The following is a 15430-nucleotide window of genomic DNA, read 5'->3' as shown; positions in this document are numbered from 1 at the left end:
CCATGACAACATCGCGCAGCGATTCCATGGGGGTCGGTGGCCGGCCGATCAACACTGTCTTGGTTGCCAACCGTGGCGAGATCGCCCGCCGGGTGTTCGCCACCTGTCGACGGATGGGTCTGGGTACCGTAGCGGTCTACTCCGACGCGGATGCCGCGGCTCCCCATGTCACCGAAGCCGATGCGGCAGTGCTGCTTCCGGGCAATACGCCAGCGGAGACCTATCTGCGCGGCGAACTGATCATCGAGGCGGCGCTGGCCGCCGGTGCGGACGCGATCCACCCCGGTTACGGATTCCTTTCCGAGAACGCCGATTTCGCCAAGGCGGTGCTCGCCGCCGGGCTGGTGTGGATCGGGCCGCCGGTCGAGGCCATCGAGCAGATGGGCTCCAAGGTCGCCTCGAAGAAGATGATGGACGCCGCCGGCGTGCCCGTGCTGGCCGAGCTCGATCCAGCCGAGGTCACCGAGGCGCACCTGCCGGTACTGATCAAGGCGTCGGCCGGTGGCGGTGGTCGCGGCATGCGCGTGGTGCGCGGCCTCGGCGACCTCGAGGCGCAGATCGAGGCGGCGCGGCGCGAAGCGGCGTCGGCCTTCGGCGATCCCACGGTGTTCTGCGAGCGGTACCTGGAGACCGGCCGCCACATCGAGGTGCAGGTGATGGCCGACACGCACGGCACCATTTGGGCGGTCGGCGAGCGCGAGTGTTCCATCCAGCGCAGACATCAGAAGGTGATCGAGGAGGCGCCCTCGCCGCTCGTCGAGCGGGTCGACGGGATGCGCGAGCGGTTGTTCGAAGCGGCGCGGCTGGCCGCGGGCGCCATCGGCTACACCGGTGCGGGCACCGTGGAATTCCTGGCCGACGAGCGCGGCGATTTCTTCTTCCTGGAGATGAATACTCGCCTCCAGGTGGAACATCCGGTCACCGAGTGCACCACCGGCCTGGATCTGGTTCGCCTGCAACTAGAGGTGGCGTCCGGGGCCACACTCGCCGCCGAACCCCCGGCGATGTACGGGCATTCGATCGAGGTCCGGCTCTACGCCGAGGACCCTGCGCATGATTGGCAGCCGCAGAGCGGCACCGTGCACCACATCGACATCCCCTTGGTGGCAACAGAATTCGGGTTGCTGGATCGACCGGGCGTGCGCTTGGACAGCGGCGTGGTGGCCGGGTCGGTGGTCGGCGTGCACTACGACCCGATGCTGGCCAAGGTCATCTCCTACGCCGAAACCCGCAGCGAGGCAGCGCGATTGCTGGCCAACGCGTTGCATCGGGCGAAGATTCACGGTCTGGTGACCAACCGCGACCTGCTGGTGCGGGTGCTGCGGCACCCTGCCTTCCTCGCGGGTGACACCGACACCGCGTTCTTCGGCACACACGGACTCGACACCCTGTCGGCACCTTTGGTGTCGGAGTCCGACGAGGCGTTGTCCATCGTGGCCGCCGCGCTGGCCGATGCCGCGGCCAATCGCCACACCGCCCGGGTCGGCGGCGGGCTGCCCAGCGGCTGGCGGAACCTGCCGTCCCAGTCGACGCACAAGCTGTTCGAGAGCCGCACCAGCGGGACGCACGACATCGGCTACCGCTACACCCGCGGTGTCGTCGCGGTGGACGGTTTCGACGGACTCGAGCTCATCGAAGCGACACCGGATCGCGTCGTTCTCGCCGTTCCTGGCGAAAAAGGCGCGGTGCGAAGGCATTTCGCCGTCGCCCGCTACGGCGATCTGGTGTGCGTCGACTCCCCGCTCGGACCGGTCAGCGTGCGCAGACTGCCGCGCTTCAGCGACCCCGCCGACCAGGTGGCCACCGGCTCGCTGCTGGCGCCCATGCCGGGCAGCGTGATCCGGCTCGGCGCCGAGGTCGGCAGCCGCGTCGAACAGGGCCAGCCCATTCTGTGGTTGGAGGCGATGAAGATGGAGCACACCATCGCCGCGCCCGCCGCCGGTGTGCTCAGCGCCGTCAATGTCACCGTCGGCCAGCAGGTCGAAGTCGGTGCCGTACTCGCCGTCGTCGACCCTGCCGAGGGCACGGAATCCCAGGAGAGCAAATGAGAGAGCGCAGCGAACGAATCATGTGCCAGCGTGCGAAGCACATGCCGGAACCGAGCGTCAGCGAGGTGCAGGCATGAGTTTCATCGAGACCGAAGAGCAGACTGCGCTGCGGGCTGCGGTCGCTGCGCTCGCCGCGAAGTACAACTACCGCGACTATGTGCTGCCGAAGGCGCGCGCCAACGAGCCGCTGACCGAACTGTGGGACGAGGCAGGCAAACTCGGCTTCCTCGGCGTGAACCTCCCCGAGGAGTACGGCGGCGGCGGGGCGGGCCTGTACGAGCTGGCGCTGGTCATGGAGGAACTCTCCGCCCAGGGCGCCGGCCTGCTGCTCATGGTCGTCTCCCCGGCCATCTGCGGCACCATCATCACCAAGTACGGCACCGACGAGCAGAAGCGGCAGTGGCTGCCCAAGCTCGGCGACGGCTCGGCCAAGATGGTCTTCGGCATCACCGAGCCGGACGCGGGCTCGAACTCGCACCAGATCACCACCACCGCGCGCCGCGACGGGGACGACTGGATCCTCAACGGGCGCAAGATCTTCATCTCCGGGGTGGACCAGGCCGAGGCCGTGCTCATCGTGTCGCGCACCGAGGATCACAAGACCGGCAAGCTCAAGCCCGCCTTGTTCATCGTGCCGACCGACGCCGAGGGCTTCCACAAGACGCCCCAGGAAATGGACATCATCGAGCCGGACCACCAGTTCACGCTGTTCCTCGACGATGTCCGCCTGCCCGGCAGCGCGCTGGTCGGCAAGGAGGACGCCGCACTGATGCAGCTGTTCGCCGGCCTGAACCCGGAGCGGGTGATGGGCGCCGCGATGGCCATCGGCCTCGGCCGCTACGCCATCGACCGCGCAGTGCAGTACGCCAAGGAACGCACCGTCTGGAAGACGCCGATCGGTGCGCACCAAGGCATTTCGCACCCGCTGGCCCAGGTGAAGATCGAGCTGGAGCTGGCGAAGCTGATGATGCGCAAGGCGGCGACGCTCTACGACACCGGCGACGAGATGGGTGCCGCCGAGGCCGCCAATATGGCGAAATACGCTGCGGCCGAGGCGAGTATCAAGGCACTCGACCAGGCGATCCAGACCCACGGCGGCGCCGGGCTCACCAAGGAGTACGGCCTGGCCGCCATGCTGGCCGCTGCGCGGATCGGCCGGATCGCCCCGGTCAGCCGCGAAATGGTGCTGAACTTCGTCGCCCAGTACTCGCTGGGCCTGCCGAAGTCCTACTGAGAGGCCTTCCCCCATGACCGAGACCGTGACCGGTCCGTTCGTCCGCTATGACGTCGCGGACGGCTTCGCTACGCTCACGCTCGACTCGCCGCACAACCGGAATGCGTTGTCGTCCAAGCTCGTTGCCGAACTCCTGCAGGGGCTCGACGACGCGGCCGCCGACGACGCGGTCCGGGGCATCGTGCTCGCGCACACCGGCAACACCTTCTGCGCGGGCGCCGACCTCACCGAGGCGAGCAATGCCGACCCCGCGGTGGCGGCCGACGACCGCACCCGCACCATGATCGGTGTCCTGCGCCGCCTCCTCGCCACCCCGAAGCCGGTGATCGCCCAGATCGACGGCAATGTGCGCGCAGGCGGCATGGGCATCGTCGCGGCCTGCGATCTCGCGGTGGCGGGCCCGACGAGCAGTTTCGCCCTCACCGAGGTACGAATCGGGCTGGCCCCGTTCATGATCTCGCTGACCCTGCTGCCGCGGCTCACCTCGCGTGCGGCCGGTAGGTACTTCCTGACCGGCGAGAAGTTCGGCGCCGACACCGCCGAACAGATCGGGCTGATCACCGCGAGTGCCGCCGACCCGGTGGCCGAGGTGGCGCGGCTGCGCGCGGAGCTGCGCAAGGGCTCCCCGCAGGGGCTGGCCGAGAGCAAGCGACTGGTGAACGCGGCCATGCTGGCCGAGTTCGACGCCTCGGCCGAGGAGCTGGCCGCGCGCTCGGCGAGCTTCTTCGGCACCGCCGAGGTGCACGAGGGCATGGCGGCCTTCCTGCAGCGCCGTCCGCCGAGCTGGGCAGAATAGCCCCATGGCGACACCCCACGAACCCAAGCAGGACCGCAGCCGAGCCACCCGGCAGCGCCTGTTGGAGGCGACCATCGACTGCCTGGCCGAAACCGGCTGGGCGGCAGCGACGGTCGCGGTCGTCGCCGAGCGGGCCGGGGTGTCCAGGGGCGCGGCGCAGCATCACTTCCCGACCAGGGAAGACCTGATCACCGCCGCGCTGGAGTACATGTTCGACAGCCGGACCCAGCAGGCCAGGGAGGAGGCGGTCGCGGTCGCCGCCCTGGCCGGCGGGGTCGGCCGCACCGAGGCCGTGGTGGCGGGCCTGGTCGAGTCCTACACCAGCCCGCTGTTCAAAGCGGCGCTACAGGTCTGGACACATGCGGCCGCCGATCCGGCGCTGCGTGAGCGAATTGTCCCGTTGGAAGCCAAATTCGGCCGGGTGTCGCACCGGCGCGCGGTGGAGGCGCTGGGTGTCGACGACGCCGATCCGGTCACCCACCACCTGGTCCAGGCCACCCTGGACCTGGCCCGCGGTCTCGGCCTGGCCGATGTGCTCACCGACGACTCCGCGCGGCGCAAGCAGATCGTCCAGCAGTGGGCGGCGACGCTGCACGCGGCGTTGAACGCGCCGCGCTGAATGTGCTGAGCCGATCGGCGCGCAACAGTCCGTGCGTGCCTTAGGGTCTGCCGTATGGACAGTGCGGAGTACGGCGGGCTCGAGCAGACCCTCGGCCAGCCGATTGCCGGTAGCGCGCCCGCCGAATGGGGTTTCCAGAACCGCACCGACCTGCTCACCCTCGCCGACGGCGACCGGATGGTGCTGCAGCGCTACCGCAATCCCGACGACGCCGAACGCCGCCTGCGGGTGATGCACACCCTGCTGGAGCCCGCCGCCAAACGCGGCATCACCATTCCGCGCATCCGCCGCTTCGACCTCGACGCCGATCCGGCCTGGATCGTCTTCGACGCCCTGCCCGGTGTCCCGGTCCCCGCGAGCGGCGACCTCGACCTCGACGGCCCGCGATTCGCCGCCCTCGCCTGCGAGATGGGCACCCTGCTCGCCGCTTTCCGCCGTCTGCCCACCGTGGGCCTGCAACTCGACGACCTCTGGGCCAGTCCCACCCGCCTGGTCGAAAGCGCGACCGGTTGGGCCGCCGCCCTGGCACTCGGCCCGGCGCACCGCGCCAACTTCGACCGGACCCTGAAATCCCTGCCTACCCTCTTCGCCGACCGCCCCACCGTCCTCGCGCACGGCGATTTCACCCCCGTCAACATCCTCACCGACGGCGAAACCATCACCGGCCTCCTCGATTTCGAGTCCATCCGCCTCGCCGACCCCCTCTTCGACCCCGCCTGGTGGGCCTGGTCGGTCAGCCTCGCCGGCCACCTCCCGCCCGCCTGGCCCGACTTTCTCGAGAGCGCGGGCTTCGACTCCACAGACCCCGAGCTGCCCCTGCGCATCGAAGCCCTGCAAATCCTGCGCATGCTCGAACTCCTCGCCGAAAAGCCCGATCTCACTCCCGTCGTCCGGGACGTCGTGCACGAGCGCCTCCTGACAATGCTCAGCTGAACGGCTGCTACCTGGCCTTTTACGGGATGTCACACTCGCTGACGCTGCGTCGTCCTCTCTGTGAACGCGGAACAACGCAGTGACACAGAGGAGCGGGAATCATGACGACGACCAAGAAGATCGCGGTGGCCGGGGCGACCGGACGGCTGGGCAAGCACGTGGTGGATGTGCTGACCGAGCAGGGGCACGAGGTCGTCGCATTCTCGCGGAAGAACGGAGTGGACCTCGAGACCGGCGCGGGTCTGGTCGAGGCGCTCGACGGTGTGCAGGTCGTCATCGACGCCGCCAGCACGCCCTCCGCCGACAAGGACATCGCCACCGAATTCTTCACCGCGGCCGCCCGCAATCTGCATGAGGCAGGTCAGAAGGCCGGCGTCGAGCGTCTGGTCGCCGTGTCGATCATCGGCATCGACAACGCCACCGCGGGCTACAACGCCGCCAAGCTGGTGCACGAGCAGCAGCTGCTGGAAGGGCCGCTGCCCGTGCATATCCTGCGCGCCGCCCAGTTCCACGAACTGGTCGAGGTGATGACCCAGTGGGGCACCCAGGGCGACACAGCCCATATCGCCGCCATGCGCACCCAGCTGGTGGCCGCCCGCACCGTCGCCGAAGCGCTCGTCGACCTCGCGGTCAACCCGACCGCCACCGCGACTCCGTTCCCCGAAATCGCGGGCCCGCAAGCCGAGACCATGGCAGGTGCCGCCACCCTCTTCGCTGCCCGCCGCGGCGGCCCCGCCCACATCGTCGAAGCCGGCGACCCGCAGAACCCGGACCGCGAAGCCTTCGAAGACGGCACGCTGCTCCCCAGCCCGCACGCCGTCCTCGGCGGTCCCACCTACGCCGAATGGCTCGAAGCCACCTACCCGGCCGCGTAGTAGCCCGGTGCACCACGGTCCGTAGCGGCAGCGAAACTCGCTGCCGCTACGGACCTTTCACGGCGCCTGCTGGTGCGGATCGCGGCGATTCAGCGGGTGGTGAGGTCGTAGAGCGTGACTCCGTCTACTTCGGTGGCGGTGAAGTTCTCTTTAACCCATTGGGAGATCTGGGAACTGGTGCCGGAGGGGGCGGGGCCGAATCCTCCGTAGTGTCCACCGCGGTTGCTGCCGATGAAGTAGTGGATCTTTCCTTGCGCTACATATTCTTTGAACTGGTCGAGGGTGGGGGAGGGGTCGCTGCCGTTGAAGCCGCCGATGGGCATTACCGGGAGTTCGGTGGCGAGTTGGTAGCCCGCGGCGCTGTTCGAGCCGATGGCCGCGGCGGCCCAGGTGTAGGTGGTGCCGTTGTGTTCGAGCAGGGACACCACTTTTTCGCTCGGTTTGCTGGCGCCGAGTAGGCCGCCCGCGGTGATGATTTCCCGGCCGAGACCACCGGTCGGCATCGCACCTTGACCCGGCCCGTTTCCGGGGTGTCCGCCGGGTCCGCGGCCGTTCGGTGCGCCGCCGGGCGGGGGTATGCCGGGACCGTTCATCCCCTCGGCCCACGGAGGCCTGCCGAACATGCCGAACCCGCCCACATTCGGACCCGCCGACGGGATGGAACCCTCGTGCGGCGTGGCGATGGTGTCGATGGCATACGCGGTCGGCCCGGCCAGCCCGGTGAACGCGATGGTCAGCGCGGAGATGACGGCGAACTTCCGGCGGGCGGGCACGAGCGCGGCGATTGTCGCGAGTACCCCGACAACGAGCACGGTCCACCGCAACCACGGCACCCAGTGCACGCTGCGGGACAACAGCATCCACGCGGTCGCCGTGGTGAGCCCGACGGCGAGCGCGAGCATCGCCCGCACCCACAGCCGGTGCCGCTCGCGCCACAGCGCCACAGCTCCCGCGCCGACGAGCGCGCCGACGGCCGGAGCCAGCGCCACCGTGTAGTACTGATGGAAGATCCCCGCCATGAAGCTGAAGGTCAAGCCGGTCACCAACAGCCAACCGCCCCAAAGGATCAGCGAGGCTCGCTGCGGATCGGTACGGGCAGCCTTGCCGCGCAACAGCATTCCGGCGACCAAGGCCACCAGTGCGGCGGGGATCAGCCAGGCGATCTGGCCACCCTGCGCTGCCTCGAACATGCGGGTGATGCCGGTGCTACCCCACATGCCGTTGCCGCCGGGCGGCAGCTCACCCCCGGGTCCGACACTGCCTCTCTCGTTACCGCTGAGCCGGCCGAGCCCGTTGTACCCGAGCGTGAGCTCGAGAATCGAGTTGTTCTGCGACCCACCGATCCACGGCCGCGACGAGGCAGGCCACAGTTCCACGGCGAGCAACCACCACCCGGCCGCGACCACCATGGCGACGCCTGCGGCCACTAGCTGCACGATGCGTTTGCCCAGTTTGGGTGGCCCCGCGAGCAGATAGGTCAGGGCCAGCGGCGGAACAACCAGCAGCACCTGCAGCTGTTTGGTGAGAAAGCCGAACCCGACGAACACCCCGGTCAGCACCAGCCAGCGCCAGCGCCCGTCCTCGACCGCCCGGGTAATCGCCCACGCCGCGGCAACCATCAGGAAGACCAGCAGCGCGTCCGGATTGTTGAACCGAAACATCAGCACCGCAACGGGAGTCACCGCGAGCACCAGTCCGGCGAGCAGCCCGGCGGCGGGCCCGAACGGCCTGCGCACCGTCGCCCACAGCAGCGCCACGCTCGCGACACCGAGCAGCACCTCCGGCACCAGAATGCTCCAGCTGTTCAACCCGAACGCCCGCACCGAGAGCTCCATCAGCCACAGCGAAGCGGGTGGCTTGTCCACGGTGATCGAGTTCGCCGCATCCGACGAGCCGAAGAAGAACGCCTTCCACGACACCGAACCGGCCTGCACCGCAGCGGAATAGAACGAATTCGACCAGCCGTTAACGCTCAGGTTCCACAGGTACGCGATAGTCGTGCCGATCAGCAGGACCGCCAATGCCGGGTATTCCCAACGGGTCCTGCGCTCGGGCGCGGGCGGTGCCGGTGCCGCGGTGGGCGGCGCCAGTGTGGCGGTCATCGAACACCTTCCTCGTGGCCTGCGCCCGAACCAGCGTCGGAGTCGGCCGTTGCGAGCGCCCTCCGCGCCGGGTTCGGCGTATTCCGGAACACCCACCGCAGGCCGACGAATCGCAGAATCGTGGCCACCAGATTGGCGAGCACCAGCACGAACAGTTCCAGATGCACCGGCGCGTCCGGCGCCCAATGGTGCAGGGTGAACAGCGATCCACTGGTCAGCGCCAGTCCGATGCCGAAGATCACCAACCCTTGGAACTGATGCGACACCGCACCCGTCGCCCCGCGCACCCCGAAGGTGAACGCCCGGTTGGCCGCCGTATTGGCGACCGCGGTGATCAGCAGCGCCAGGAAGTTGGCCACCTGCGCATCGGTGAACGATTGCAGCACCACATAGAGCAACAGATAGGCCAGCGTGCTCAGCACGCCGACGATCGCGAAACGGACCAGCTGACCGACCATGCCGAGCGGCACCCCCGGCACCAGCGGTTCGCGCCCCACCGCACGGCGCAGTTCCTCCAGCGGCAACGCCCCGGTGGCCAGCGCCCGCGTCAACCGCCCGATACCGAGCAGATCCTTGCGCGCGGTGTCGACGATGTCGACGCGGCTGTCCGGATCGTCGATCCAGTCCACCGGCACCTCGTGGATGCGCAACCCGGCCCGCTCGGCGAGCACGAGCAGCTCGGTGTCGAAGAACCACTCCCCGTCGCGCACCAGCGGCAGCAGCTGCCGCGCCACCTCGCTGCGCATCGCCTTGAACCCGCACTGCGCGTCCGAAAAGTGCGCCTGCAGTGAGGCTTTCAGCAAGAGGTTGTAGCAGCGCGAGATGATCTCGCGCTTCGGCCCGCGCACCACCCGCGAGGACGAGCTGAGCCGGGTACCGATCGCCAGGTCCGAATGCCCGGTGATCAGCGGCGCCACCAGGGGCAGCAGCGCGTTCAGGTCGGTGGACAGGTCCACATCCATATAGGCGACCACTTGCGCATCGGAATGCTCCCAGGCCGCACGCAGCGCCCGTCCACGCCCCTTGGCATCAAGGTGCAGCACCCGCACGCCGTCGAGCTCCTCCGCGAGCAGCTCGGCGACCTGCAGGGTGGCGTCGGTGCTGGCATTGTCGGCCACCGTGATCCGCGCCGGGAAGGGGAACCCTTCGCGCAGATACGCATGCAGCCTGCGCACACAGATGCCGAGGTCGGTCTCTTCGTTGTAGACGGGTATCACCACGTCCAGCACGGGCGCACCCGATGTCTCGGCGAATTCCGCCGCCGCGACGGTCACAGTCTCGGTCATAGGGACTACCTTCGGCCGCCACGTTGTCACGGAGCTGGGCCCCAGCTGTGAGGTTCCTGGGGGCGTGGCGACCAGCGCGGATCGGTCCCGGCGCCGACCGGCGTAGCGTACGGTCGGGGGGACCGGGACCGTTCAGGTCCTCCGAGCAAAGGACCACGTTTGTCCGACAAGTCTCCGCGCAGCTCGATGTCGAAGAAATCCGGGAAGTCGCTGAAAGAGAAGCGAGCGGACAAGAAGACCAAGTCCGCGCCCGAGCAGAGCATCATCGATCCGAAGAAGCGCTGACCGCCGCTGAGCGAGGCGCTCGGCACTCGCTCAGCGACAGTTCCGCGATCGGCCCGTGAGAACAGGCCGTCCGGAATTCGCGCCGATCAGGCGGGCACCTGTACCGCCTCTTCGGCCACTTCCCGCACCGGACCGCTGCGTCGCCGCATCAGCAGCAGCACGAGTGCGCCGCCGATCAAGCCGACGACCCCACTGACCGCCAGCGTGCCCTGAACGCCCGCCGCCGCGGCGGCCCGCACCGTCGCCGCCAGCGCGGACTGCGCCTCGGCAGGCACCTGCTGCACCAGCACCGCGGCTTGGCCGCCGCCCACAGCCCGCGCCGAGTCCTGCGCGTCCGGCACCGCCCGCTCGGTGAGCACATCCGCCGCTCGTGCCGTGAAAACGCTGCCCAGCGTGGCGATCCCGAGGGTGAAGCTCAGCTGCTGCGCGGTATTGACGGCGCCCGTCGCCATTCCGGCGCGCTGCCACGGAACCGCCGCCATCGCCGCCGAACTCAACGTCGCGGTGGCCAGGCCGACCCCGAGCCCGATGACCAGGAAGCCGGGAACCAGTGCGGCCCAACCCGCTTCGCCGTGCACCAGCAGCGCGCCTGCCACCCCGCCGAGGCCAGTGGCGAAGAGTCCACCCGCGATGATCCGGCCGCGGTGCTCGCCGTGCAGATACCGGCCGAAGCCACCGGATACCAGAAAAGCCATGACGGACAACGGAAGTCCCACCGCACCGGCCTGGATCGCGCTCAGTCCGAGCACCGACTGCATCCAGATCTGGGTGTACATCAGCGCGCTGAAGGCGGCGAAGAAGAGTGCGCCCGCGGCGACGAGCACGCCGACGAACGAGCGGTCACCCAGCAGCGCGAGGTCGAGCATCGGGTGGGCCGAAGCCCGTTCGACGAGCAGGAACAGCACCAGCGACCCCGCCGCCACCAGCAGCAACCACCAGGTGAGCGAATTCGACCAGCCGTGCTCGTTGGCTCGGATCAGCGCGTAGGTGGCGGTCGCCGCACTCACGGTGAACGCCGCCATGCCCGCGACGTCGATCCGGCCGCGCTGCGCCCGCTCCCCGTGGGCGAGTACCCACAGGCACAGCGCCACGGCCACCGCGCTGACCGGCAGGTTGACGAAGAAGATCCAGCGCCAGGACGCGAGATCGGTGAGGACACCGCCGATGATCGGCCCGATGGCGCTGGACGCGCCCGCGACGGCGCCCCAGACCCCGTACGCGGCGCCGCGGTCCCGTTCGGTGTACGAGTTGTTCAGCAGGGCGAAGGTGGTGCACGCCATGGTGGTCGCGCCGATCCCCTGCACCACCCTGGCGAGGATGAGCACGGTCGGGTTCGGCGCGAGGCCGCAGACCAGCGAGGACGCCGCGAACAGCAGCAATCCGGCCAGGTAGGTGCGGCGATGCCCGGCCAGGTCGGCGATCGAGCCCGCGCCGAGCATGAGCGCTGCCATGGCGAGGGCGTAGCCGTCGACGACCCATTGCAGCGAGCTGAACGACGCGTTCAAGTCGTTCCGCATATCGGGTAGTGCGACGTTCACGATGGTGACGTCGACCAGCAGCATGAAGGTGCCCAGACACACCGTCAGCAGCGGCAGCCATTTGCGCAAAGCCGTTGTCCTCTCTCGAATTCGGGGAGTGTGGAGACGGCGTCGAGTATCCGGAGAATCAGGTCGAACGGACGCCACGATGCGGACTCCGCGTACATTTCCTCCTTATGAGCGCCGCGGCGATAGGCAAAAACTCCATCTTGGACGTGGTCGATACGCAGATCGTGCAGGCGCTGCAGCTCGATCCCCGGGTCTCGTTCAACCGGGTCGCCGCCGAACTGGGCGTCGCCGAGCAGACCGTCGCCCGTCGCTACCGGCGGCTGCGCCGCGACGGCGTGGTCCGGGTGATCGGCGCGATCGACTCCCGTGCGCTCGGCGAGAACGACTGGATCATCCGGGTGCACTGCCGCCCGGACGGCGCGCGGCAGGTGGGTGAGGCGCTGGCCCGCCGCGACGACGCCGCGTGGGTCGCCATCGCGGCGGCGGGCGCCGAGGTGAACTTCTCGCTGCACCCGCGCACCCAGCAGGATCGCGACGACCTGCTGGTGCAACGGCTACAGCGCACGGCGCCGGTGCACGACATCGCCGCGGCGATGATCCTGCACCGCTTCGTCGGACCGGGCGCCGTCGACTGGCGCGGCAGGCAGGCCAAACGCACCGAAGACGAACACAGCACGGCCGCAGCGGATTACGCCGAGGCCGATCTACAGCTCCGGGACGAGGACGACGCACTGCTCGAGCTGCTGGCCCGCGACGGGCGTGCAAGCTACTCGGTCCTGGCCCGCGCCACCGGCACGAGCATCGGCCGGGTGGCGCGCCGGATCGCCGCCCTCCAGGCCGCGGGAATTCTCTACTTCGATCTCGACATCGCCCCTGCCGCACTGGGTTCCAGCCTCTCGGCCTTCCTCTGGCTGCGGGTCGCGCCGGCACGGCTGGCTGCGATCGGCCGCGCCATCGCCGAGCACGACGAAACCGCCTATGCCGCAGCGGTTACCGGGCCGTTCAATATCTTTGCCGTGCTGACCGCGGACACCGCCGACGATCTGTACCACTACGTGACCACCAAGATGGCGACCCTCGACGGCGTGCACAGCTTCGAACTCACCCCGGTGCACGAACGACTCAAGCAGGCGGGCTCGCGCACCAGCGCGGGGCTGCTGATTCCGCCGCCGCCGGTGCCACCTCGCTCCGGCACGGCCCGGCGTCGCTAACCGCCTTGTCCTACAAGGCGATACCGAACCGTGCCGCCGTTCGCCTGCCCGCCCGGTACAGCGGGACGCCGAGGTCCTCGTAGGCCGGGCCGAGCAGGCGGGGGATCAGGTCGATGGCGCGGGCATCGGCCCCGATCAGTACGCGGGCCTTGTTCTTGGTGACACCGCGCAGAATGGTTTTGGCGGCGGCATCCGGGCTGGTCAGGGTGAGTGCGTCGAAGCCGCGGCGGATCGTCTCGACGTCCACGTCATCGGGGATACCGCGGGCGCTCACCGCGATATTCGTCTTCACGCCGCCCGGATGCACGCAGGTGACACCGACCGGATGCCCGGCGATCCGCATCTCCTGCCGCAGCGCCTCGGTGAAGCCGCGGACCGCGAATTTCGCTGCGTTATAGGCGCTTTGGGTGGGCACGCCGACCAGCCCGAACACCGAGGACACATTGACGATATGCCCGTCGCCGGAGCCGATGAGGTCGGGCAGGAAGGCCTTGGTGCCGTGCGCGACGCCCCAGAAGTTGATGTTCATCAGCCAGTCGAAGTCGTCCCACGTCATGTCCTCGACATCGGCGCCGAGGGCCACGCCCGCGTTGTTGATGACCAGGTTCACCCGCCCGAATTCGCCGCGCACGGCCGCCGCGTGCGCGTACACCGCAGCCCGGTGCGCGACGTCGAGCTCGTACGGAACCGCTGTCGCACCGAGCTTTTCACAGCGTCCCGCGGTGTCGGCCACCGATTCGGTGTTGATGTCCGACAGCGCCAGCCGAGCCCCGCGCCGGGCGAGTGCCAGTGCCAGCGCCCGGCCGATGCCGGAGCCCGCGCCCGTGATCACGGCGACTTTGCCTGTGAAGTTCTTCATTGAACGTCCTCGGGGTTACGGGGCGGGTGGGTCGATCGACCGTTGCGGTGGGGCGTTGGAAAAGTTTGGATCGGAATGTCTTCCAGGACGACCGTGCGCCGCGTCGGGGAACTCGGTGCGGGACCGATGAACTCGTACTCCGCCGGGTCGAGCCGCCTGGTCTGCAGCCAGTACTGCCAGGTGAACCCGGACCACAGCGTCCGATTGTTCCCGTGCTCGTCCAGGTACCAGCTCTGGCAGCCGCCGGTGTTCCATACCGAACGGGAAAGCCCCTGTTGCAGCCGGGCATTGAAGCGGTCCTGCGCCGCCCGCCGCGGCACCAACGCGACCGCGCCCTGTTCGCGTACCCGCCGAATCGCCTGCAGCACATAGTGAATCTGTGCCTCGATCATGAAGATCATCGAGTTGTGGCCCAGGCCGGTGTTCGGTCCGACCAGGAAGAAGGCGTTCGGCATGTCGGCGACCGTGATCCCGCGATGCGCCTGCACGCCCTCCCGGTCCCAGCGCTCGGTCAGATCTACCTCGCGCAGGCCGACCATCGGCAGATTCTTGTACGAATTGAGCACGTGAAAGCCGGTGCCGTAGATGATCACATCGGCCTGGCGCTCGACACCGTCGGCGGTGACGATGCCGTGCTCGGTGAAATGGTCGATGCGTGCGGTGACCAGCTCGGTCTTGGGATCGGCGAGCGCCGGATAGTAGGTGTCCGAGCCGAGCAGCCGCTTACAGCCCGCCCGATAGTCCGGTGTTACCTTGGCCCGCAGCGCCGGATCGGCGATCTGGCGCTCGATGTGGCGCCTGCCGACCCGCTCGAGCACCTTCAGCAGCGCGGGCCGCCAGTTCATCGCGTACCCGCCGACCTCGGCGCCCCAATAGATTCCGTTGCGCAGCGCGAAGCGCAGGCCGGGCACCCGGCCGAGCGCACGCCGGAAACGTTCGGAGAACTCCACGTCCGCGCGCGGCATCACCCACGGCGCGGTGCGCTGGAAAACCGTCAACGCCGCCACCTCGCCGATGATCTCGGGCACGAATTGCACTGCGCTGGCGCCTGTCCCGATCACCGCGACCCGCTTGCCGGTCAGGTCGACTTCGTGATCCCACTGCGCCGAGTGGAACGTGGCACCGGTGAAGTCCGCGCTGCCGCGGAACTCCGGAATGCTCGGAATATGCAGCGCGCCAACCGCGGACACGAGGAACTGCGCGACGTATTCCTGACCGTCCGCGCTGAACGCGTGCCAGCGCCGCGCGTTTTCGTCCCAAAACCCGTGGGCCATGTGCTGCCGGAAGCGGATGTGTGGCCGCAGCCGGTACTTGTCGGCGACGTCCTTGAGATAGTCGAAGATCTCCTGCTGCCCGGAGAACAGCCGCCGCCAAGTCGTGCGTGGCTCAAAGGAATACGAATACAGATGCGTCGGCACATCGCAGGCACAGCCGGGATAGGTGTTGTCGCGCCAGGTGCCGCCGATCTCCGCGGCCTGCTCCACGATGAGGTAGTCGTCGATGCCCGCCTTGTCGAGGGCGATGCCCATGCCGAGGCCGGAAAAACCGCTGCCGACAATGAGGACTCGGGTGTGGATCGCGGACGTCATCGTCCCCACCGGCTCTCTGCGTTCGGAACCTGATACCACCGGTTCT

13 protein-coding genes are annotated in these 15430 nt (G+C 68.7%); 8 read left to right on the top strand and 5 right to left on the bottom strand.

Annotation, left to right across the window (positions count from 1 at the left end; all coding sequences use genetic code 11):
• The first annotated feature begins 2 nt into the window (after positions 1-2).
• The 6 genes from IBX18_RS02605 to IBX18_RS02580 all read left to right on the top strand — a co-directional run bounded on the left by IBX18_RS02605 (position 3) and on the right by IBX18_RS02580 (position 6505).
• Positions 3-2048, top strand: a complete 2046-nt coding sequence (locus IBX18_RS02605; protein ID WP_228540267.1) for a biotin carboxylase N-terminal domain-containing protein — start codon at positions 3-5, stop codon at positions 2046-2048.
• Between the two features lie 73 nt (positions 2049-2121).
• Positions 2122-3282 carry an acyl-CoA dehydrogenase family protein gene (locus tag IBX18_RS02600; RefSeq protein ID WP_194832150.1) on the top strand — a complete coding sequence of 387 codons (1161 nt, stop codon included), beginning with the start codon at positions 2122-2124 and terminating at the stop codon, positions 3280-3282.
• A gap of 13 nt (positions 3283-3295) precedes the next feature.
• A complete protein-coding gene (locus tag IBX18_RS02595) occupies positions 3296-4078 on the top strand; it encodes an enoyl-CoA hydratase family protein (RefSeq protein WP_194832149.1) in 783 nt (260 codons plus the stop codon).
• Between the two features lie 4 nt (positions 4079-4082).
• Positions 4083-4697: a TetR/AcrR family transcriptional regulator gene (locus IBX18_RS02590; protein ID WP_107659744.1), complete on the top strand. Its 615-nt coding sequence runs from the start codon at positions 4083-4085 to the stop codon at positions 4695-4697.
• Between the two features lie 54 nt (positions 4698-4751).
• Positions 4752-5630 (top strand): phosphotransferase family protein, encoded by an 879-nt coding sequence (locus IBX18_RS02585; RefSeq protein WP_194832148.1) that lies wholly within the window; start codon positions 4752-4754, stop codon positions 5628-5630.
• Positions 5631-5731: 101 nt separating this feature from the next.
• Entirely contained in the window at positions 5732-6505 is a 774-nt protein-coding gene (locus IBX18_RS02580) for an SDR family oxidoreductase (RefSeq protein ID WP_194832147.1), read from the top strand.
• An 89-nt stretch (positions 6506-6594) separates the two neighbouring features.
• On the opposite strand, the gene IBX18_RS02575 is transcribed toward IBX18_RS02580, so the two are convergent.
• Entirely contained in the window at positions 6595-8607 is a 2013-nt protein-coding gene (locus IBX18_RS02575; protein ID WP_194832146.1) for a glycosyltransferase family 39 protein, read from the bottom strand.
• Positions 8604-9893 carry a bifunctional glycosyltransferase family 2/GtrA family protein gene (locus tag IBX18_RS02570; RefSeq protein WP_228540266.1) on the bottom strand — a complete coding sequence of 430 codons (1290 nt, stop codon included), beginning with the start codon at positions 9891-9893 and terminating at the stop codon, positions 8604-8606. Before IBX18_RS02570 ends, IBX18_RS02575 begins: the two co-directional genes overlap by 4 nt.
• A 159-nt stretch (positions 9894-10052) precedes the next feature.
• Between IBX18_RS02570 and IBX18_RS42760 the strand changes: the two genes are divergently transcribed.
• Positions 10053-10178 carry a hypothetical protein gene (locus IBX18_RS42760; RefSeq protein ID WP_255508388.1) on the top strand — a complete coding sequence of 42 codons (126 nt, stop codon included), beginning with the start codon at positions 10053-10055 and terminating at the stop codon, positions 10176-10178.
• 86 nt (positions 10179-10264) lie between these two features.
• Here IBX18_RS42760 and IBX18_RS02565 read toward each other — a convergent pair whose 3' ends face one another.
• Positions 10265-11785 (bottom strand): MFS transporter, encoded by a 1521-nt coding sequence (locus IBX18_RS02565; RefSeq protein WP_194832145.1) that lies wholly within the window; start codon positions 11783-11785, stop codon positions 10265-10267.
• Positions 11786-11892: 107 nt separating this feature from the next.
• On the opposite strand from IBX18_RS02565, the gene IBX18_RS02560 reads away from it, so the two are divergent.
• On the top strand, positions 11893-12936 hold the full coding sequence (locus tag IBX18_RS02560; protein ID WP_194832144.1) for an Lrp/AsnC family transcriptional regulator: 1044 nt from the start codon (positions 11893-11895) through the stop codon (positions 12934-12936).
• A 10-nt stretch (positions 12937-12946) separates the two neighbouring features.
• Here the strand turns inward: IBX18_RS02560 and IBX18_RS02555 are convergent, their stop codons facing one another.
• Both IBX18_RS02555 and IBX18_RS02550 read right to left on the bottom strand, forming a co-directional pair.
• Positions 12947-13795 (bottom strand): SDR family oxidoreductase, encoded by an 849-nt coding sequence (locus IBX18_RS02555; RefSeq protein ID WP_194832143.1) that lies wholly within the window; start codon positions 13793-13795, stop codon positions 12947-12949.
• Positions 13792-15384 (bottom strand): NAD(P)/FAD-dependent oxidoreductase, encoded by a 1593-nt coding sequence (locus tag IBX18_RS02550; protein ID WP_194832142.1) that lies wholly within the window; start codon positions 15382-15384, stop codon positions 13792-13794. Before IBX18_RS02550 ends, IBX18_RS02555 begins: the two co-directional genes overlap by 4 nt.
• Positions 15385-15430: the final 46 nt, after the last annotated feature.

Origin of the sequence: Nocardia sp. XZ_19_369, assembly GCF_015355715.1 — a bacterium.
GTDB lineage: Bacteria > Actinomycetota > Actinomycetes > Mycobacteriales > Mycobacteriaceae > Nocardia.
The sequence above is the reverse complement of the archived record's forward strand: the minus strand, read 5'-3'. Positions and strand labels throughout refer to the sequence as shown.